The sequence below is a fragment of the Nonomuraea sp. NPDC004354 genome (assembly GCF_053602555.1).
Genome location: NZ_JBSGDV010000002.1, coordinates 136,561 through 154,991, shown reverse-complemented (window position 1 = coordinate 154,991; position 18,431 = coordinate 136,561). Strand labels below are relative to the sequence as shown.

General features: G+C 72.2%; 18 protein-coding genes and 1 tRNA gene. 10 read left to right on the top strand and 9 right to left on the bottom strand.

Features of this window, described 5'->3' with window-relative positions; genetic code table 11:
* Positions 1-15 precede the first annotated feature (15 nt).
* The gene (locus ACWENQ_RS06380; protein ID WP_452413066.1) at positions 16-996 is read left to right on the top strand and encodes a permease; all 981 of its coding nucleotides are present in this window, start codon (positions 16-18) and stop codon (positions 994-996) included.
* Positions 997-1,001: 5 nt separating this feature from the next.
* Positions 1,002-1,691 carry a TIGR03943 family putative permease subunit gene (locus tag ACWENQ_RS06375; RefSeq protein ID WP_452413793.1) on the top strand — a complete coding sequence of 230 codons (690 nt, stop codon included), beginning with the start codon at positions 1,002-1,004 and terminating at the stop codon, positions 1,689-1,691.
* A 10-nt stretch (positions 1,692-1,701) separates the two neighbouring features.
* Here ACWENQ_RS06375 and ACWENQ_RS06370 read toward each other — a convergent pair whose 3' ends face one another.
* Positions 1,702-2,007 carry an STAS domain-containing protein gene (locus ACWENQ_RS06370; RefSeq protein WP_449915705.1) on the bottom strand — a complete coding sequence of 102 codons (306 nt, stop codon included), beginning with the start codon at positions 2,005-2,007 and terminating at the stop codon, positions 1,702-1,704.
* Positions 2,008-2,092: 85 nt separating this feature from the next.
* Here ACWENQ_RS06370 and ACWENQ_RS06365 point away from each other — a divergent pair.
* Positions 2,093-2,179 (top strand) — tRNA-Ser (locus tag ACWENQ_RS06365).
* Between the two features lies 1 nt (position 2,180).
* On the opposite strand, the gene ACWENQ_RS06360 is transcribed toward ACWENQ_RS06365, so the two are convergent.
* On the bottom strand, positions 2,181-4,052 hold the full coding sequence (locus ACWENQ_RS06360; RefSeq protein WP_452413065.1) for a nucleotide-binding protein: 1,872 nt from the start codon (positions 4,050-4,052) through the stop codon (positions 2,181-2,183).
* A gap of 115 nt (positions 4,053-4,167) precedes the next feature.
* Between ACWENQ_RS06360 and ACWENQ_RS06355 the strand changes: the two genes are divergently transcribed.
* Together ACWENQ_RS06355 and ACWENQ_RS06350 are read left to right on the top strand one after the other, a co-directional pair.
* On the top strand, positions 4,168-5,136 hold the full coding sequence (locus tag ACWENQ_RS06355) for an NAD(P)H-quinone oxidoreductase (RefSeq protein WP_452413064.1): 969 nt from the start codon (positions 4,168-4,170) through the stop codon (positions 5,134-5,136).
* A 52-nt stretch (positions 5,137-5,188) separates the two neighbouring features.
* Positions 5,189-5,704, top strand: a complete 516-nt coding sequence (locus ACWENQ_RS06350) for a bacterial proteasome activator family protein (protein ID WP_354920519.1) — start codon at positions 5,189-5,191, stop codon at positions 5,702-5,704.
* On the opposite strand, the gene ACWENQ_RS06345 is transcribed toward ACWENQ_RS06350, so the two are convergent.
* Positions 5,695-6,504: an HAD family hydrolase gene (locus ACWENQ_RS06345; RefSeq protein ID WP_449915699.1), complete on the bottom strand. Its 810-nt coding sequence runs from the start codon at positions 6,502-6,504 to the stop codon at positions 5,695-5,697. The two genes, ACWENQ_RS06350 and ACWENQ_RS06345, sit on opposite strands and share 10 nt — an antisense overlap.
* A 222-nt stretch (positions 6,505-6,726) precedes the next feature.
* Between ACWENQ_RS06345 and ACWENQ_RS06340 the strand changes: the two genes are divergently transcribed.
* On the top strand, positions 6,727-6,930 hold the full coding sequence (locus ACWENQ_RS06340; protein ID WP_354920513.1) for a cold-shock protein: 204 nt from the start codon (positions 6,727-6,729) through the stop codon (positions 6,928-6,930).
* An 82-nt stretch (positions 6,931-7,012) separates the two neighbouring features.
* Here ACWENQ_RS06340 and ACWENQ_RS06335 read toward each other — a convergent pair whose 3' ends face one another.
* A complete protein-coding gene (locus tag ACWENQ_RS06335) occupies positions 7,013-8,155 on the bottom strand; it encodes an FAD-dependent oxidoreductase (RefSeq protein WP_452413063.1) in 1,143 nt (380 codons plus the stop codon).
* Positions 8,156-8,245: 90 nt separating this feature from the next.
* On the opposite strand from ACWENQ_RS06335, the gene ACWENQ_RS06330 reads away from it, so the two are divergent.
* The 3 genes from ACWENQ_RS06330 (at position 8,246) to ACWENQ_RS06320 (ending at position 10,622) form a co-directional block, all read left to right on the top strand.
* Positions 8,246-8,791: a TetR/AcrR family transcriptional regulator gene (locus ACWENQ_RS06330; protein ID WP_452413062.1), complete on the top strand. Its 546-nt coding sequence runs from the start codon at positions 8,246-8,248 to the stop codon at positions 8,789-8,791.
* A gap of 41 nt (positions 8,792-8,832) precedes the next feature.
* Complete coding sequence (locus ACWENQ_RS06325; RefSeq protein WP_452413061.1) at positions 8,833-9,405, top strand: Pr6Pr family membrane protein; 573 nt, start codon at positions 8,833-8,835, stop codon at positions 9,403-9,405.
* Between the two features lie 287 nt (positions 9,406-9,692).
* Positions 9,693-10,622 (top strand): aminoglycoside phosphotransferase family protein, encoded by a 930-nt coding sequence (locus tag ACWENQ_RS06320; RefSeq protein ID WP_452413060.1) that lies wholly within the window; start codon positions 9,693-9,695, stop codon positions 10,620-10,622.
* Between the two features lie 157 nt (positions 10,623-10,779).
* On the opposite strand, the gene serS is transcribed toward ACWENQ_RS06320, so the two are convergent.
* The 4 genes from serS to ACWENQ_RS06300 all read right to left on the bottom strand — a co-directional run bounded on the left by serS (position 10,780) and on the right by ACWENQ_RS06300 (position 14,688).
* Positions 10,780-12,042 (bottom strand): serine--tRNA ligase, encoded by a 1,263-nt coding sequence (gene serS, locus ACWENQ_RS06315; protein ID WP_354920502.1) that lies wholly within the window; start codon positions 12,040-12,042, stop codon positions 10,780-10,782.
* Between the two features lie 97 nt (positions 12,043-12,139).
* Complete coding sequence (pheA, locus tag ACWENQ_RS06310; RefSeq protein ID WP_452413059.1) at positions 12,140-13,060, bottom strand: prephenate dehydratase; 921 nt, start codon at positions 13,058-13,060, stop codon at positions 12,140-12,142.
* Positions 13,061-13,073: 13 nt separating this feature from the next.
* Positions 13,074-13,487, bottom strand: a complete 414-nt coding sequence (locus ACWENQ_RS06305) for a DUF4446 family protein (RefSeq protein ID WP_449915688.1) — start codon at positions 13,485-13,487, stop codon at positions 13,074-13,076.
* Positions 13,488-13,500: 13 nt separating this feature from the next.
* Complete coding sequence (locus ACWENQ_RS06300) at positions 13,501-14,688, bottom strand: glycosyltransferase 87 family protein (RefSeq protein WP_452413058.1); 1,188 nt, start codon at positions 14,686-14,688, stop codon at positions 13,501-13,503.
* 68 nt (positions 14,689-14,756) lie between these two features.
* Between ACWENQ_RS06300 and ACWENQ_RS06295 the strand changes: the two genes are divergently transcribed.
* A complete protein-coding gene (locus ACWENQ_RS06295; RefSeq protein WP_452413057.1) occupies positions 14,757-16,973 on the top strand; it encodes a hypothetical protein in 2,217 nt (738 codons plus the stop codon).
* Here the strand turns inward: ACWENQ_RS06295 and mptB are convergent.
* Positions 16,873-18,312, bottom strand: a complete 1,440-nt coding sequence (gene mptB, locus ACWENQ_RS06290; protein WP_452413056.1) for a polyprenol phosphomannose-dependent alpha 1,6 mannosyltransferase MptB — start codon at positions 18,310-18,312, stop codon at positions 16,873-16,875. The two genes, ACWENQ_RS06295 and mptB, sit on opposite strands and share 101 nt — an antisense overlap.
* Positions 18,313-18,431 lie beyond the last annotated feature (119 nt).

The following is an 18,431-nucleotide window of genomic DNA, read 5'->3' as shown; positions in this document are numbered from 1 at the left end:
TGGCACCATGTGCGCATGTCTGTCCCCCGGACGCTGGAGATCCCGCCCGACGAATGGGGCCGGCCGCGCACCGGCAGGCAGCTTCCGTGGCTGTTCCTCGGCATCGTCGCCGCCCTGCTGGCGGGCAGGTTCCTGCTCGCACCCCAGCTGACGGATCCAGGGCTGCAGACGTGGGCCACGATCTTCGTGGCGATCTGCGTGCAGGCGCTGCCGTTCCTGGTGTTCGGGGTGGCGCTGTCGGCGGCGATCGCGGCGTTCGTGCCCGAGGGTTTCTGGACCAGGGCGCTGCCGAAACGGCCCGCGGTGGCGGTGCCGGTGGCGGGACTGGCGGGGGCGGTGCTGCCCGGCTGCGAGTGCGCCTCGGTGCCGGTGGCGTCCGGGCTGATCAGGAAGGGTGTCACGCCCGCCGCGGCGCTGGCGTTCCTGCTGTCCTCGCCCGCGATCAACCCGGTGGTGCTGGTCGCCACGGCGGTCGCCTTCCCCGGTGAGCCGCTGATGGTGCTGGCCCGCTTCGCGGCGTCGCTGGTCGCCGCGGTGTGCGTGGGCTGGCTGTGGCTGCGCTTCGGCAGGAGCGAATGGCTGCGCGCCAGGGGCCACCACCACGGCTCGTTCCTGGCGGCCATGCGCCACGACCTGCTGCACGCGGGCGGTTTCCTCATCGTCGGCGGGCTGGCCGCCGCCACGCTCAACGTCGTCGTGCCGCGCGAGTGGCTCACCGCGGTGGCCGGGGTGCCGTGGTTGTCGGTGCTGGTGCTGGCGGCGCTCGCGGTGCTGCTGTCGATCTGCTCGGAGGCCGACGCGTTCGTCGCCGCCTCGCTGTCGGCCTTCTCTCCGACGGCCAGGCTGGCCTTCATGGTGGTCGGTCCGATGGTCGACCTCAAACTGATCGCGCTGCAGGCCGGGACGTTCGGCAGGGCGTTCGCGGCGAGGTTCGTGCCCGTCACGCTGGCCGTCGCGATCACGGCCAGTGTCCTCGTCGGTTGGATCCTGCTGTGAGCCGGATGTCGCAGAACCTGGTCCTGATGCTGCTCGGCGGCGCGCTGCTGCGCATCTCGGCGTTCTCCACCATTTACGTCAACTACGTCAAGCCGGGCTTCCGGCCGTTCCTCGTCGCGGCGGGCCTGGTGATCTTCGTGATCGGGCTGCTCGGCCTGGTCCGCAGGACCGCTCCCGGCGACCACGACGGCGACCATCACGGGCCGAGAGTGGCGTGGCTGCTGTGCCTGCCGGTGTTCGCCGTCTTCCTGATCGCGCCGCCTGCTCTCGGCTCGTTCGCCGCGGCCAGGTCGGACGCTCCGCCGCCTCGGCCGCAGGCGCTGGACGCCTACGCGCCGCTGAAGGGCGACGAACCGGCCGAGATGCCGATGAGCGAGTTCATCGGCAGGGTGTTCAGCGACTCCAGCCAGACGCTGAAGGGCAGGACGGTCAGGCTCACCGGCTTCGCCACGCCGTCCAGGAAGAAGGGGCAGTGGTACGTCACGAGGATGCAGCTCGCCTGCTGCGCCGCCGACGCCTACGCGCTGAAGGTGATCGTGCGTGACGCGCCCCCGCCGGAGCCGGACACGTGGGTCGAGGTCACGGGCACGTGGGTGCCGACCGAGGTGGACGAGGACACCACCGGCGTCGTCCACGCCGAGCTGGCCGCCGTCGATGTGAAGCCGGTCGCGGCCCCGTCGGAACCGTACGAGTAGGCCGGCGGGATCAGGGGAAGGCGGCGTTGAGCCCGGTCACCTCGAGCACCCGCCGCAGCACGCCGTGGACCCCCGTGAGACGTAGGCTGCCGCCGCGCTCCCGCACGTGACGCAGATGGTCGATCAGCACCCAGAGCCCGCTGGAGTCGCAGAAGTCCAGCCCCGCGGTGTCGACCACGATCGTGTGGACGCCCTCCTCCAGCAACTGCGACAGGTGGTGGTCGAGCACCGACGCGGTGAGCTTGTCGAGGTCACCCTCCAGCCGCACGACCGCCGCCCCCGTGGAGCGCTCCACCTCGACATTCAGTTCGGCCAACGCGGTTGCCTCCGGTGTAGGAGCCTTCTCCCGACGGTACACCTCTGCCGGAGGCAGCGTTAGCCGCTATGGTGGTGTGCGCACTGGAGGGTTCGCATAGTGGACGAGTGCAGCCGCCTTGAAAGCGGCCAGGTCAGCGATGGCCTCAAGGGTTCGAATCCCTTACCCTCCGCTCACGCTCCCGCGAAGCCGTCTCCGACGGCCGCGGCGAGCTGCAGATAGGCGTCCCTCGTCGGCTCCTGCAGCCGGTCGAGGTCGATCTCGGCGCCCTCTTCCAGATGCGGGTCGTACGGCACGCGGACCACCGTACGGCACCGCGCCGCGAAGTGCGCCTCCAGCTTGGCGATGTCCACCGCGGACTTGGAGCGCGGCCGCACGCTGCACAGCACCACCGTCGCGCTCCCGACCAGGTCGCCGTAGTGGTGGGCCTCCAGCCAGTCGAGCGTCGCCGAGGCGGCCCGCGCGCCGTCCACCGACGGCGAGCTGACCAGCACGATCTGGTCGGCCAGGCCGAGCACACCCGACATCGCCGAGTGGAGCAGACCGGTGCCGCAGTCGGTGATGCAGATGGAGTAGAAGTTCTCCAGCACCTGCGCGACCTGCTGGTAGTCGGCGGCGCTGAAGGCCTCCGACACCGACGGGTCGCGGTCGGAGGCGAGCACCTCGAGCCGCGAGGTGGCCTGCGAGGTGAAGGGCCTGATGTCGACGTACCGCTTGATCTGCGCGCGCTCGTTGAGCAGGTCGCGCACGGTCGCCGAGGTCTCCAGCTCCAGCTTGTCCGACAGCGTGCCGCGGTCGGGGTTGGCGTCGACCGCGATCACCCTGTCGCCGCGGACCTGCGCCAGCGTGGCGCCCAGGCCGACCGTCGTGGTGGTCTTGCCGACGCCGCCCTTCAGGCTGAGCACGGCGACGCGGTGGTGCCCCGCCGAGACAGGGGTGCGTGCCCTGGACACCAGCGCCCTGCGACGGCGGACGTCCGCGGGCTCGCCTGGCTTGATCCATCCTGCCGACGCCTTGTAGACCAGGCGGCGCCAGCCCTTGGCGGGAGCGTTCCGCCTGCCGCGCAGCAGCGAGTCGGGGTCGAGGCTCTCGGCGGTCGGCCGGTCGCCGGCGGGCGGGCGGGGCGGCGCGGCGAACGCCGGAACGGGCGGCTGGGGGCGGCGCCGTACGGGGAAGGGCTCCTCCTGCACGACCACCTCCACCGAGGTCTCCACCGAGGTCTCCAGCGCGGGCGGCTCGATCCACGGCCGGGTCTCGTGGCGATCCTCGTCGTACTCGGCCTGGTGCCGCGTCGGCTCGGGGCGCGCGGGCTCGTGCCAGGCCGGCTCGTGGGGCTCGGTCACGAAGCGCGGAGGCGCGGAGTCGGCCTCCCTGGGCAGGCCGAACGAGAAGCCCTCGAAGGCCGGCTTGTCCTGGCGCGGCGGCTGGACGGCCGGTTCGGTGTCGACCACCTCGCCCTCGACCGTCTCCACGTCCGTGATGCCCTCGAAGCTCTCGGCGGGCGGCTGCGGCCACGCCGGACGCGGCCAGGAGGGGTCCGTGCGCTCCTCGGCCGGCAGCGGGTCGAACATGCTGCCCGCGGGCTCGCTCTCGAGCGGCTTGTCGAAGGCCGTCATCCGGTAGGAGTCGGTGTCGTCCGGCCGGGGCAGCGGCTTCAGCGGCGCCATGAAGGCGTCGTCGTCCCGTCCGAAGGCCGGGGGCCGGGGCTCCGCCGGCGCCGCCTCCTCCGCCGCCGCCTCCTCAGAGGCTGCCTCCTCCGGCACCTCGTCCTCCGGAGAGTCCTCGGCCGGGGGCTCCTGCGCCGCCTCGGGGCCGTACACCGAGTCGACCGCCGCGCGGAACAGCGGCGGGGTCGGGGTCTCCTGCTCGGTCGGCACCGACAGCCACGGGTCTTTCGGATACGGTGAAACGACGGTGTCGTCCGCGGCTACGGCGACGGCACCGGTCTTGGCGCTGACCTTGACGGACTCCTCGTCGTTCTCCTTGATGGCGTCGAGCCAGGCGAGCTGTTCCTCGAGAGATTCCTCACGATCGTGCCGGGCCACCGTGTTCCCCCTCGGGACGGGTGTAAAGGGGCAGCAAACACCTTGCAGATTAACGCCCTGTGTTCCGTCGAATGCAGCCAACCCACAAGTTCCGTGCCCGGCTACGGTGGGTCGCATGCGAGCGATTGTCATCACCAAGCCCGGTGGACCTGAGGTTCTGGAGTGGCGGGAGGTGCCGGACCCTCGCCCTGAGCGGGGCGAAGTCGTGATCGATGTCACGGCCTCCGCGGTCAACAGAGCCGATGTGATCCAGCGGCTGGGCTTCTACGACCCGCCGCCCGGCGCCTCGCCCTATCCGGGCCTGGAGTGCTCGGGGGTGATCTCCGAGGCCGGCCCCGACGTCGTCGGGTTCGAGGTCGGCGACCGGGTCTGCGCGCTGCTGGCCGGCGGAGGCTACGCCGAGCGCGTCGCCGTGCCGTGGCAGCAGGTCATGCCCGCGCCCGGCGGGCTGTCGCTGACCGAGGCGGCGGGACTGCCCGAGACGGTCTGCACGGTGTGGTCGAACGTCTTCATGACGGCCAGGCTCCGGCGCGGCGAGACGCTGCTGGTGCACGGCGGCGCGAGCGGCATCGGCACGACCGCCATCCAGCTCGCCAAGGCGTTCGGCGCGCGCGTGGTGGTGACGGTCGGGTCGCCGGAGAAGGCCGAGCGCTGCCGGGAGCTGGGCGCCGACGAGGCGATCGACTACCGCACCGAGGACTTCGCGGAGAAGGTCCAGGCGGACGTGATCCTCGACATCATGGGCGCCAGGTATCTCCCGGGGAACGTCAAGGCGCTCAGGACCGGCGGGCGCCTGGTCGTGATCGGGCTGCAGGGCGGCGCCAGGGGCGAGCTCGACCTGCACGCGCTGACCAGGAAGCGCGCCGCCGTCCACGGCACCACGCTGCGCTCCAGGCCGGTGGACGAGAAGGGCGCGATCGTGCGCGGGGTGGTGTCCGACGTGTGGCCGCTGGTGTCGGCGGGCGCGGTCAGGCCCGTCGTGCACGCCCGGCTGCCGATGGCCGAGGCCGCCCGCGCCCACGAGCTTCTCGACTCCGGGTCGCACGTGGGCAAGATCCTGCTGGAGGCCCGTCCCGATGAGTAGAAGCTTCGGCTACCACGAGGCACCTGCGCCAGTTGCAGGTAGGTTTGAGGGCATGAACGCTGAGGAGAACACCCCCCACATCGTGGTGGTGGGACCCGAGGGCATCAGCGCCCAGGGCGATAGTGATGCGCACGACGAGCGGTCGATCACCAACCTGGTCGAGCAGCCCGCCAAGGTGATGCGCATCGGCAGCATGATCCGCACCCTGTTGGAAGAGGTCAGGGCGGCGCCTCTCGACGAGGCCAGCCGCAAGCGGTTGAAGGAGATCCACGAGAGCTCCATCAAGGAGCTCGAGGACGGTCTCGCCCCCGAGCTGGTCGAGGAGCTCGAGCGGTTGTCGCTGCCGTTCACCGACGACAACGGCACCCCGCCGAGTGACGCCGAGTTGCGCATCGCCCACGCCCAGCTCGTCGGATGGCTTGAAGGCTTGTTCCACGGGATCCAGACCACCCTCTTCGCGCAGCAGATGGCGGCCCGTGCCCAGCTGGAGCAGATGCGCAAGGCGCTGCCCGGCGGGTTGACGCAGCAGGACGCGCAGCGGGCCAGCGGCTCCGGCCCCTACCTGTAGAGCTCTTCCAGCACCGCCGCCACGCCGTCGTCGTCGTTCGCCGCGGTCACGTGGTCGACCGCGGCGAGCACGTCGGGATGGGCGTTGGCCACGGCGTAGGAGGTGCCTGCCCAGGCGAGCATGGGCAGGTCGTTCGGCATGTCGCCGAACGCGATGACCTCGTCGGGCTCGATCCCGTGCGCCGCCGACAGCGTGGCGAGGGCGGAGGCCTTCGTCACGCCCTGAGCGCTCATCTCGACCAGCGCCCTGCCGCTGGAGTGGGTGGCGGTCACCAGGTGGCCGACAAGCTCGTGGACGGCCGCGTGGAGGCTGTCGGGGTCCATTCCGGGATGAAGGGCCAGGAGCTTGGCACAGGGGCGCGAGGTGAGCGTCGAGGTGCCGACTCGCAGCCCCGCCACGGCCTTGCTGTCGATGCCGCTGAGCCGGAAATCCGACTCGTGCGCAAATCCGCCTTCGTACTCGACCGAAAATGTCAGATCGGGGACGTTCGCTCGAAGCTGAGCGACGACCTCTTCGAGGATGTCGGCCTCGATGAGGTGGGACTCCACGATCCGCTCGGTGTGGAGGTCGTAGAGCAGCGCTCCGTTGGCGCAGATGGCCAGTCCGCGGTGCCGTACGGCATTGGCGACCACCTGCATCCACCTGGGCGGACGGCCTGTGACGAAGACCAGCATCGCCCCGGCGCGCTCGACCTCGGCGAAGGCCGCGGCGGTGCGCGAGGACACGGTTCCGTCGGCGCGGAGGGCGGTCCCGTCGAGGTCGGTGGCGACGAGTCGAGGAGCGGGAGAGTGGCTCGGCATAACAGCTTCCAGTTTGCACTGTGCGGCCGCAGTCCAGAAATCTTCCCGGCGCGGGAACACCAACGCGGCGGAATGGTGTTAGATGTGATGGCGTTGTATTAGCTGATCCCGAAGTGAAAACCGGCACGAGATTGTCTGAGCCACCCCGGGTGCTTGCTGTACGACACACCGGGATTCGCGAGGTGCGGGTCCCATAGATTCACATCCTGAGGGAGAGCTTTTATGGCTCAGGGAACCGTCAAGTGGTTCAACGCCGAGAAGGGCTTCGGCTTCATCGCCCCGGACGGCGGTGCGCCGGACGTGTTCGTGCACTTCTCCGAGATCGTCGGCTCCGGCTACCGCAGCCTTGAGGACGGCGCGCGGGTCGAGTTCGAGATCACGCAGGGCCAGAAGGGGCCGCAGGCCTCCCAGGTTCGCGCTGTCTGACCTGATAGCTACGAGTTGAGAGCGGGGACCATCCAGGTCTCCGCTCTTCTCGTGTCCGCCTCCTCGTGGCCGTCCCCGGCGCTCAGCGGTACACCAGCCCCGACAGCCGCCACGCCAGCCTCTTCCTGAAGACCGGGAGCACCGCCAGCACCCTGAGCAGGACGTTCCGCAGCGGGCGCCACCGCCTGCCGACCGTTGCCAGCCCGGTGAGCCGCCCGGCGAACCTCACCACCTGCTCGGCCGCAGGCCGCCGCCGGGCCGCGTAGCCGTCCAGCGGGCCGTCCGAGCCGGTCCGCAGCGCCTCGCCCAGCGCCTCTCCGAGCGCCGCCGCGTCCTGCAGGCCCGCGTTCATCCCCTGCCCGCCCGCCGGGCTGTGTACGTGGGCGGCGTCGCCCGCGAGCACCACGCGCCCGGCACGGTAGCTGTCGGCGACCCTGTGGTGCACCCTGAAGCGCGATCCCCAGACGACCTCCTCGATCACCACCGGCTCCTTCGCGGGGCCGCGCAGGTCGAGCAGGCGCTGCACGAAGGCCACGTCCGGCTTGTCCGGCGCCTGGTCGACCGTCGCCACGATCCTGAACGCGCCTCCCGGCAGGGGCGCGACCACCACCAGGCCCTCGGGGGAGAAGAACAGCTCGACCTCGTCAGCGGGGACACCGCCGCGCAGCCGTACGTCGGCCAGCGAGAACGACTCCGCGTACGTCCCGCCGGTGAAGCCGATGCCCGCCTGCTCACGCACGGTGCTGTGCATGCCGTCCGCTCCGACGAGGTACCTCGCCCGCACCTGGCTGCCGTCGTCGAAGGCCGCCGTGACGCCCTCGCCGTCCTGCTCCAGCCCCACCAGCCGGTACGGCCTGGCGACGCGCCCGCCGAGCGCCTCCAGCCTGGCCAGCAGGATCCGCTCGGTGTCGGCCTGGGAGATCATCAGCGTGTAGGGGTAGGCGGTCGGCAGCCGCCGGAAGTCGACGGGCACCAGCACCCTGTCCCTGTCCCTGATCGTGAAGCGGGGGGAGTGGATGCCGCGCGCGGTCATGGTCGCGGTGACGCCGAGCGGTTCGAGCACCTCGAGGGTGCGGGCGTGGACGACGGCTGCTCGGGAGGTGTTGTCCCCCTCGGCCTGGTCGTCGGCGACGGTGACGTCGAAGCCCTGCTGGGCGAGGGACACGGCGACGGCGAGCCCGGTGGGGCCGGCGCCGATGACGAGGACGTCCGTGCTGGTGTTCATCTCGCACTTCCTTCCGGCCAACGCTTGTTGGCATCACTATGACCCCGCGGCGAGTGGCATGTCAACACTTGTTGGCCTACAGTTGTTGACATGAGGAGAACGTCCGAGGACACCAAGGCGGCGATCCTGGCCGCCGCCAGGGAACGCTTCGCCGCCGACGGCTACGAGAAGGCCACCATCAGGGCCATCGCCGCGGACGTGGGCATCGACCCGGCCATGGTGATGCGCTACTTCGGCGCCAAGGAGAAGCTGTTCGCCGCGGCCGCCCACATCGACCTGCGCTTCCCCGACCTGACCGCGACGGCCCCCGAGGAGGTGGGGGCCGCGATGGTCAGGCACTTCCTGTCGCTGTGGGAGGCCGACGAGGCGCTCCAGGTGCTGCTCCGTACCGGTGTCACCAACGAGGCCGCCGCCGGGCGCATGCGGGAGATCTTCGCCGCCCAGCTCGCGCCCGTGGCCGCCCGCCTGTGCCCCGATCCCGCCTCGGCAGCCGTCCGGGCCGGCCTGGCGGCCTCCCAGATCCTCGGCATGGCGCTGGCCCGCTACATCCTGCGGCTGCCGCCGGTGGTCGCCATGACGCACGACGAGATCGTCGCCTGGCTCGGTCCCACCCTCCAGCGCTACCTGACCGCCTGACCGGCCGCCGCGACATGATCACGGTGTCTAGGGTGTCGGCCATGCGAACGATCTGGCGGATCGTCATGGTGTCAGCCGCCCTCGGCGGCATCGCGTGCCTGGTGGCCGTGCTCAGGAACCCTTGGGTGGCCTTCACGGTGCAGAGCAACATCCTGCTGGCCGCCTACTACCTGTGGCGGCTGCTCGGTCGCGAGACGTCGGCCACGGTCAAGGGTGCCGTGACGCTGTACCTGGTGATCACCGGCATGGTGGCGTTCGTCGCCCTGCCGCTGCCCGACCTCGGCGGCGGGCCGCGGCACTGGGGCAACCTCCTGCTGCACGTCGTGACCCCCGTGATGGCGCTGGTCGACTGGACGGCCTTCGACCGGTCGCGCCGTCCGCACCGGGCCGACCCGCTGAGATGGCTGGCCTTCCCGCTGGCGTACGCGGCGCTGGTGCTGGTGGCGGCGCCCGGCCTGCCGCGCCGCATGGCCGGCAGGCACCTGGGTCTGGACACCCTGGCCTGGACCGACTACGCGGTGGCGGCGCTCGCCTTCGTCACGCTGTTCGTGACGGCCGGCTACGGCCTCGTCGCCCTCCACCGTCTGGCCGCGCGCCGGGAGCGGGCCGCCTGACCCGAGAGACGGGCGACCTGCCCCGAGGGTGATCGACCTGCCCCGAAGGTGATCGACCTGCCCGGAGGGACGGGTGACCTGCCCCGAAGGTGATCGATCTGCCCCGAGGAGCGGCCTGAAGGGGTGATTCGCCTGGTCCGAGGGGTGATCCGGCTGGCGCGAAGGTGATCGACGTCGTCTAAGGTGGAGACATGCTCTGACGCCTGCCCGGGCCCCGGGCACCCCCGCGATCTCCTTCGCCCGCCTGTCACATCCGACTCCGGCCCGACGAAGGAGACACCTCACTCATGACCATCGACGTCCCCGACGCGTTCGCCGCGTCCTACGGCGCCAACGGTGCTGAGGCGCGCGCCTGGCTCGCCGTGCTCCCCCGCCTCGGCGGCGACCTGCTGGAGCGCTGGGAGCTGCGCCCCGACGGCCCGGCCGCCCACGGCATGGCCTCGCTCGTCCTGCCCGTGCGCCGGGCCGACGGCACGCCCGCCGTCCTCAAACTGCAGCAGCTGAGGGAGGAGACCGCGGGCGTCGCCACCGGCCTGCGAGCCTGGAACGGCGACGGCATCGTGCGCCTGCTCGACCACGACGAGGAGAGCGGCACCCAGCTGCTGGAACGCCTGGACGCGGCCAGGACGCTGGCCACGGTGCCCGGCGACCACGCGGTCATGCCGGTCCTCGCCGACCTGATGGCCCGCCTGACCGCGCAACCGGCCCCGGCCGGCCTGCGGCGGCTGGCCGACATCGCCGCCGCCATGCTCGACGAGGTACCGCAGGCCGTCACGGCCCTGCGTGACCCCGCAGAGCAGCGGCTGCTGCGCACCTGCGCGGCCGCCGTGGCCGAGCTGGCCGGTGAAGCAGGCGACCGCCTGCTGCACTGGGACCTGCACGACGGCAACGTCCTGGCAGGGGAGCGGGAGCCCTGGCTGGCCATCGACCCCGAACCGCTGGCCGGCGACCCCGGGTTCGAGCTGCTGCCGGCGCTGGACATCCGATGGGATCAGGTGGCGGCGACCGGCGACGTCGAGCGTACGGTGCTGCGCCGCTTCGACCTGCTGACCGAGGCCCTCGGCCTGGACCGGCAGCGGGCGACCGGCTGGACGCTCGGCCGCGTCCTGCAGAACGCGCTGTGGGACATCGAGGACGGCAGGGGCGCGCTCGAGCCCGCCCAGGTCGCCATCGCCACCGCCTTGCTGGACCGCGCGGCCCCTGCCGTACGGGGGTGACGACGTCGGCTCCCACGCGACAGGCGCGGGGCCGCTAAGGGTGACGGCCCCGCACGCCGGGCACGGGGCCGCTAAAAGTGACGGCCCCGCACGACAGGCGCGCGGGGCCGCTAAGGGCGACGGCCCCGCACGCCGGGCGTGCGGGGCCGCGGGCGGGTTACTTGGCCGGCTCCAGGACGTCGAGGCCCACGTAAGGCCGCAGCGCCTTGGGCACCACGACCGAGCCGTCGGCCTGCTGGTGGTTCTCCAGGATGGCGACGATCCACCGGGTGGTGGCGAGCGTGCCGTTGAGGGTGGCCAGGAACTGCGGCTTGCCGTCCTTGTCGCGGAACCTGGCGCCCAGCCTGCGCGCCTGGAACTCGGTGCAGTTGGACGTCGAGGTCAGCTCGCGGTAACGCCCCTGGGTCGGGATCCACGCCTCGCAGTCGAACTTGCGCGCCGCCGACATGCCGAGATCGCCCGCCGCGGTGTCGATGATGCGGTACGGCACCTCGATCTTGGCCAGCATCTCCTTCTCCCAGGCGAGCAGCCGCAGGTGCTCGGCCTCGGCCTCCTCCGGCCTGCAGTAGGAGAACATCTCGACCTTGTCGAACTGGTGGACGCGGATGATGCCGCGGGTGTCCTTGCCGTAGGAGCCCGCCTCGCGCCGGAAGCACGACGACCAGCCCGCGTAGCGCAGCGGCAGCTGCCCGCCGTCGACGATCTCGTCGCCGTGGTAGCCCGCCATCGACACCTCGGAGGTGCCGACCAGGTAGAGGTCGTCGTCGGGCAGGCGGTAGATCTCCTTGTCGTGGGCGACGTGGAAACCGGTGCCGGCCATGGTCTCGGGCTTGACCAGCACCGGCGTGATCATCGGGATGAAGCCCGACTCGATCGCCTGCTGCATGGCCATGTTGAGCATTCCGAGCTGCAGCCGCGCGCCGACGCCGCGCAGGAAGAAGAAGCGCGAGCCGGACACCTTGGCGCCGCGCTCCATGTCGATGGCGCCGAGCAGCTCGCCGAGCTCCAGGTGGTCGCGCGGCTCGAAGTCGAACTGGCGCGGCTCGCCGACGGTCTCCAGCACGACGTAGTCGTCCTCGCCGCCGTGGGGCGCCTCGGTCGAGACGATGTTGGGGATGGTGCCGAGCAGCTCCTCCAGCTCGGCGGCGAGCTTCTCGGCCTCGGCCTCGGCCGTCTTGACCTGGCCGGCGAGGTCCTTGGCCCGCTGCAGCAGCGCCTGCTTCTCCTCGCCCGAGGCCTTGGAGACCGACTTGCCCATGGACTTCTGCTCGGCGCGCAGAGACTCGAACGAGGTCAGCGCGGCGCGGCGGCGCTCGTCCAGGTCGAGCAGCGTGTCGACGACGGCGTCGTCCTCACCGCGGGCACGCTGCGAAGCCCGTAGCCGGTCGGGGTCCTCACGAAGGGTACGCAGGTCAATCACACCCCAAGGCTACCGACCCGTCACCTCCGCCCGCGCCCGCTTTCCCATCTGGTGCGGCGTCCCGGGCGGACGCGCTGGTGGCGCCGAGGGACGCCGGTCAGACCCGGCCCGACCGGATGCGCGCCAGCCAGTCGCCGGCCTCGGCGAAGTCGGCGTCCGCCGTACCCCTTTTGGCCTGGGGGGCGACCCCGTCGGCCCGCGGGTAGCTGCCGAGGAAGCGCACCTCGCCGCAGACCCGGTGCAGGCCGGACAGCGCCTCGCCGACCCGGGCGTCGGCGACGTGACCCTCGAAGTCGAAGTGGAAGAAGTAGCGCCCGATGCCCTCGCCCGTGGGGCGCGACTCGATGCGGGTCAGGTTGACCCCGCGCACCGAGAACTCGGTCAGCATCTCCAGCAGCGCGCCAGGGTGGTCGTCGGTGAGGAAGACCACGAGCGTGGTGCGGTCGGCGCCGGTCGGCTCGGGCAGCGGCCCCGGGCGGGCGACCCTGACGAAGCGGGTCACCGTGTCGGACCTGTCGCCGATGTCGGCGGCGATCTCGACCAGGCCGTAGTGCTCACCGGCGATGCGCGCCGCGATCGCCGCGTCGTACGGCGAGCCCGGCAGCGAGACCTCCTGGGCCGCGGCGGCCGTGGAGGGGGCGGCGACGACGACCGCGTCGGGCAGCTCCCTGGCGATGAAGCCCCTGCACTGGGTGATCGCGGCCGGGTGGGTGTAGACGCGCTTGATGTGCCTGAGCTCGGTGTCGGGCCTGGCCAGCAGCGAGAACTGCACCGGCAGCAGCAGCTCCGCCGTGATGAGCAGCGGCTCGCCCCAGGCGAACTCGTCGAGCGTCGAGGTGATCGCGCCCTCGAGGGAGTTCTCCAGGGGGACGACCGCCCCGTCGGCCTCGCCGGTGCGGCAGGCGTTGAGCGCCGCGCTGACGGTGGCGCAGGGCAGGCGCTCGGCGTCGGGCGCCATGAGCCGCAGGGCCTCTTCGGTGAAGGTGCCCTCCGGCCCGAGATAGGCGAGACGAGACATGACTACAGGGTAGTCAACGCCTCGCCATCTGTGGTTCGAACTCTGGTCCGAGGCCGAGCCTGGCCGCGCGTACGGCCTCTTCCTCCTCGGGCGACAGCGGCTGCGCGCCCTTGCCGCCGACCACCGGACGCACGTAGGTGCGGGTCTCGGAGCGGCCGTTGATGGACGTGAGCACGATGCCGTCGCCCAGGCCGTTGATCATGGCGATCGAGAACGAGAGGCGGCCGGTCATCTCCTGGAGCGCGTCGTAGCGGTAGACCGCCACGTCGCGGATCGCCTTGAGGTCACCCCTGCCGGCGGCCTGCCGGGAGAGCATCCGCCGGCAGTCGTCGAGGGCCTCGCGCGCCCGCCTGAGCGCGAGCCAGCCGATGACGGCGCCACTGACCCCGGGGAGGACGCCCACGACGAGCCAGAGAGTAATCAGCACATCACCAAGAGTGTCACAAGATCTGGCGCCGTTTGGGCAACCAGACGCCAAGCAGCCAGACGAGCGCGACGGCGCCGAGCCCGAAGGCGTTCTGCACGATCTTCCCGACGACGGGGCTCACGACGGGGATCTCCGCCGCCTTGATCGCCACGCCCCACCACGGGATCGGCAGCACGTAGTAGAGCCACACGCCGACCGCCACGCGCAGCCGTACGACGTCGTGGCCGTTGCCCACCAGCGCGCCGAGGACGACCACCACCCAGGCCAGGTGGTGGATCCACGCCACGGGTGACAGCAGCACGGCCATCAGCCCGACCAGCGCCACCGAGGTCATGAGGTCGCCCCTGTCGAGGGCCTGCCTGGCGAAGCGGAAGCCGTACCAGCCGACGACGGCCACGAGCGCGATCCAGAGGATCGACGTCAGCGTGGGGTCGAGGTAGAGCCGGATGAGCATGCCCCGCATCGACTGGTTGGTGGTGGCGGCGTTGGCGCCGAGGCGCTCGGGGTCGAGCAGCGCCCTGAACCAGAAGTCGACCGCGTCGCGGGGGATGACGGCGAACGGCATGAGCGTGAACAGCGCCGTGCTGAACGTCGCCATCCAGAAGGTCTTCCACTGCCGGGTGACGAGCAGGTAGATCAGGAAGACGCCGGGGGTGAGCTTCACCGCCGTGGCCAGGCCGATCAGGAGGCCGCGCGGCCACCACGGCCGTTTCGCCGCGCAGTCGGCCAGGCACAGCGCCACCAGCAGGATGTCCACCTGCCCGAAGCGGACCTGGTCGCGGATCGGCATCAGGTACGCGCACGCCACCATCAGGAACGCGAACACCAGCGGGTTCCTGTTGACGACCGGCCGGAAGGCGAAGCCCACGGTCACGGCCAGCGCGGCGTAGATCCCGGCCGTCCACACCCACTGCGCGGTCTCCCACGACATCCACGCCAGCGGTACGGCCAGCAGCGCCGCGACCGGCGGGTAGGTGAACGGCAGCAGCTGCGGGGCCGGGGTGAAGAAGTCGTAGACGGGCCGGCCCTCCAGCACCATCTGCCCGCCCGTACGGTAGACGTCGAGGTCGACCAGGCGCTGGTCGCCGGCGTTTGTCAGCCACGTCTCGACCAGCGGCCAGACCGCCAGCGCGACGAGCGCCACGGCCAGCGGCCACAGCCACCATCGTCGCCCGAGCGCGGGCACTGCACCACCTGTCACGATGTGGCACGTTACCGTGGCTGCTACCGATCGAGCGCGCCGACTGCTACGACCACGGGGGTCCCGCCATGCCGCACCGCACCCTGGCACGCCTGTGCCTGGGCCTGCTCGCCGTGCTCGCCACCGTCCTGGTGGCGAGCCCTTCACCGGCGGCCGGGGCGACCGCGCGGGGGCGGGTGGCGCTCATCGGGGTGCCGGGGCTGCAGTGGAGCGACGTGCTGGACGCCAGGCTCACCCCGACGCTGTGGCGGCTGGTCGGCGAGGGCGCGTCCGCGTCGCTGTCGACGAGGGTGGTGCCGCCGCCGAACCGGGGCACCGCGTGCCCGATGGCCGGGTGGCTGACGGTGTCGGCCGGTCAGCGGGCCGGGGCGCCCGGCTGCGAGCTGCCCCGTCCTCCCGCCGGCGGGGTCGTCCCTGGCTGGGCCGAGCTGACCGCCTTCCAGGGGACGACCGGCTACGACGCGGTGCCGGGCACGCTCGGCCAGGCCGTCGCCGACGCGGGAGGCAGGGTGGCGGCCGTCGGGCCCGGCGCGGCGCTGGCCGCGGCCGACAGGGCGGGGCGGGTGCCGCACTACGCGGCGACCCCCGAGGAATTGACCGATCCCGCCAACTTCGACCTGCTGGTGATGGAGGCCGGCGCGCTCGCCGACGTCTGGAACGCCCAGCCGCGCGACGCCGACGGCGTCCCCGCCGACCTCGACCCGGCGCAACGGCTGACGGCCGCCGCCCAGGCCGACCACCAGATCGGCGCCTTCGTCGACCGGCTGCCGCCCGGCACCACGATCCTCGTCGCCGGGCTGTCCGACACCTCGGGAGCCGCCCAGCTCCACGTCGCCGTCGCCGAGGGCGCGCCGTTCCGCCACGGCCTGCTGACCGCCGCCTCCACCCGCCAGGACGGGCTCGTCACGATCACCGACGTGACCGCGACCGCGTTGCGCCTGCTCGGCATCGAGCGCCCCACCGGCGTGGTCGGCAGGACGTGGGAGAACGACGGCGCCGCGCCGCCCACCGTCGCCGAGACCGCCGCCACGCTCACCGACCAGAACCGGGCCAGCCAGACGCTGCGCGAGGTGAGAGGGCCGTTCTTCGCCGTCTTCGTGGCGGTGCAGGTGCTCTTCTACGCGGTCGCCGCGATCGTCCTGCGCCGCCGCAGGTCGGCCGCCTCCGGCGCCGTACCTGACGGGGCCGCCTCCGCCGCCGTGCCCGACGCGGCCGCCTCACGGGTGCTCGTCGCCGTCCAGGTGGTCGCGGTGCTGAGCGGGTCCGTCGCGGTGTCCACCTTCCTGGCCCAGCTCGTGCCGTGGTGGAGCGTGGGCGGGCCGATGCTCGCCGTGATCGTCACCATCGTGGCCATCGCCGGGATCATCACCGGGCTCGCCTTCGCCGGCCCCTGGCGGTCCCACGTGCTCGGGCCGCTCACCGTCGTGGCCGGCATCACCTCGCTGGCGCTGGTCGTCGACGTCATGACCGGGTCCCGGCTGCAGGTCAACGCCGTCACCGGCTACGAGCCCGTCACCGGCGGCCGATTCTACGGCTTCAGCAACATCGCCTTCGCCGTGTGCGCGACCGGCACGATCCTCGCGCTGGCCGGCGTCGCCTCCTGGCTGCTCGGCCGCCTGTCCAGGCCGCTGGTCGTGCTGCTGTGCGCCGCCTACGGGGGCTTCGCCGTGTTCGCCGACGGCTGGCCCGGCTGGGGCGCCGACTTCGGCGGGGTGCCGGCGTTCGTGATCGGGCTGGCCGTCTTCCTCATCCTGCTGTCGGGCCGCCGGGTGTCGCTGGTCAAGCTGCTGCTGGTGGGGCTGGCCGGCGCCGCCCTCATCGGGGCCATCGCCTTCGCCGACTGGCTGCGGCCCGCCGACCAGCGCACCCACCTCGGCACGTTCGTCCAGCAGATCATCGACGGGCAGGCGCCGGCCGTGGTGTGGCGCAAGTTCAGCTCGATGATCGGCATCACCGTGGGCAACTGGCAGCTGACCCTGCTGTCGCTGGTGGCGCTGGCCTTCCTGTTCTTCGTCCTGGACCGGCCCTCGCGGTGGGGCGCCTCGGCGCTCGGCCGCGCCTACGGCTTCGCGCCCACCCTGCGTGCCGGGCTGTTCGGGGCGCTGACGTGCGCCTTCGTCGGATTCCTTGTCAACGACTCCGGCATCGCGATCCCCGCCATGGCGCTGACGGTCGCGGTGCCGCTCACGCTGGCCGCCTGCGTGCGCGCCCTCCAGCTCGCCACGCCCACCACGCCAGAGCCGCCGTCAGCGCCAGCAGCAGCCACGGCACCACCTGCGCCCTGACGACCGTCGTCAGCCACGCCAGGTCGGCGGGCTGGCCGTCGACCCTGGCGGGCAGGTAGGCCAGCGACAGCAGCGTGAGGTGGGCGACGAGGAAGAGCTCGACCCCGGCCACCGCCCACATGGCCACCAGCGCGAACGCCAGCCCGTCGTACCAGGGCAGGATGTACGGCGTGGCGAACACGTACGCCACGACGAGCACCGCCGCCACCCTGACCGCGTCGGCGGGCGGCCGCTGGAGCCTGAACAGCGCCCACGCCAGCAGCCCCATCACGACGAACGCGCCGACCTGGATCTCGCCCCGGTAGGCGCTGCCCGTGCCGACGACGGCCTGCAGCCAGCCCTGGACGATCCGCCAGTAGGAGGCCAGCGAGATGGCCTTGCCCGCCCTGCTCACCTGGTCGAAGGCGTGGGCGCCGGCCCACAGGTAGCCCGCCGCCGCCACGGCCAGCGCCGTCCCCGCGACCAGGGCCAGGCGCCCGGGACGGCGGCGCAGCTCCCACGCCGGGCCGAGCGCCACGATGCCGGCGTTGAGCTTCACCGCCACGCCGAGCCCGAGCATCGCCCCGGCCGTGGGCGTGCCGTTCAGCATCAGCGCGGCCACCATGAAGGCGATGGCCAGCGTGTCGACGTGCAGCCCGGCGACGAGGTGGTACAGCAGGAGCGGGTTGGCCGTCCACAGCAGCGCCGCCCGTGACCGCAGCACGGGGTCGGCGCGGGTGAAACGGTCGAGGAGCAGCCCGGTGGCGATGAACGCGGCGGCGTTGACGAGCGACAGAACGAAGATCGTCAACCGGACGGAGTCGCCGCCGATCCAGCTCGCCAGCGCCTGGACCGCCGTGGCGACCGGCCCGTAGACGCTGGGCTCCTCGCGCCAGGGTCGCTCCACCGCCGCCGCGACGGGATCGCCGGGCAGGTCGACCGCGCCGTGGGCGTAGGGGTCGAGGCCGAGCGTGACCATGCGCCCGTAGGCGGCGTAGTTCAGGTGGTCGGCCGAGCCGGACGGCGGCAGGAACGCGAGCGCCACGGCGGCGCCGTACCCGGCCATGACCAGGCCGCGCGCGGGCAGCCGGCCGCCGCCGCGCAGGTGCAGCAGCCCGACGGCCAGCCCGAGCCCGCCGGTGACGACGGCCGTCGCGCCGAGCGCGATGACGAGGTGCGGCGCGGGGCCGGCGGCCAGCCAGTACGGCGGCTGCCAGGCGGGACCGGCGAGCCCGGGGACCATCGCCGAGGGGCCGAGCAGCCCGATCGTGACGGTCAGCAGGACCGACACGCCGACGAGCAGGGGAGCGGCGAACGTGGCCAGCCCTGGCCTCGGCTCGGTTCCCGCCTGCGATGTCACCCGGAAATTCCAGCACATCATCGCTGCCCTCGCGCCCGGACCCCACACCGCGCCCCTCCGCGGCGAACCTCGGACCGGGCGGCTCCCCCGGTCCCAGCGCTCCCTCGGCCCCGCTGCCA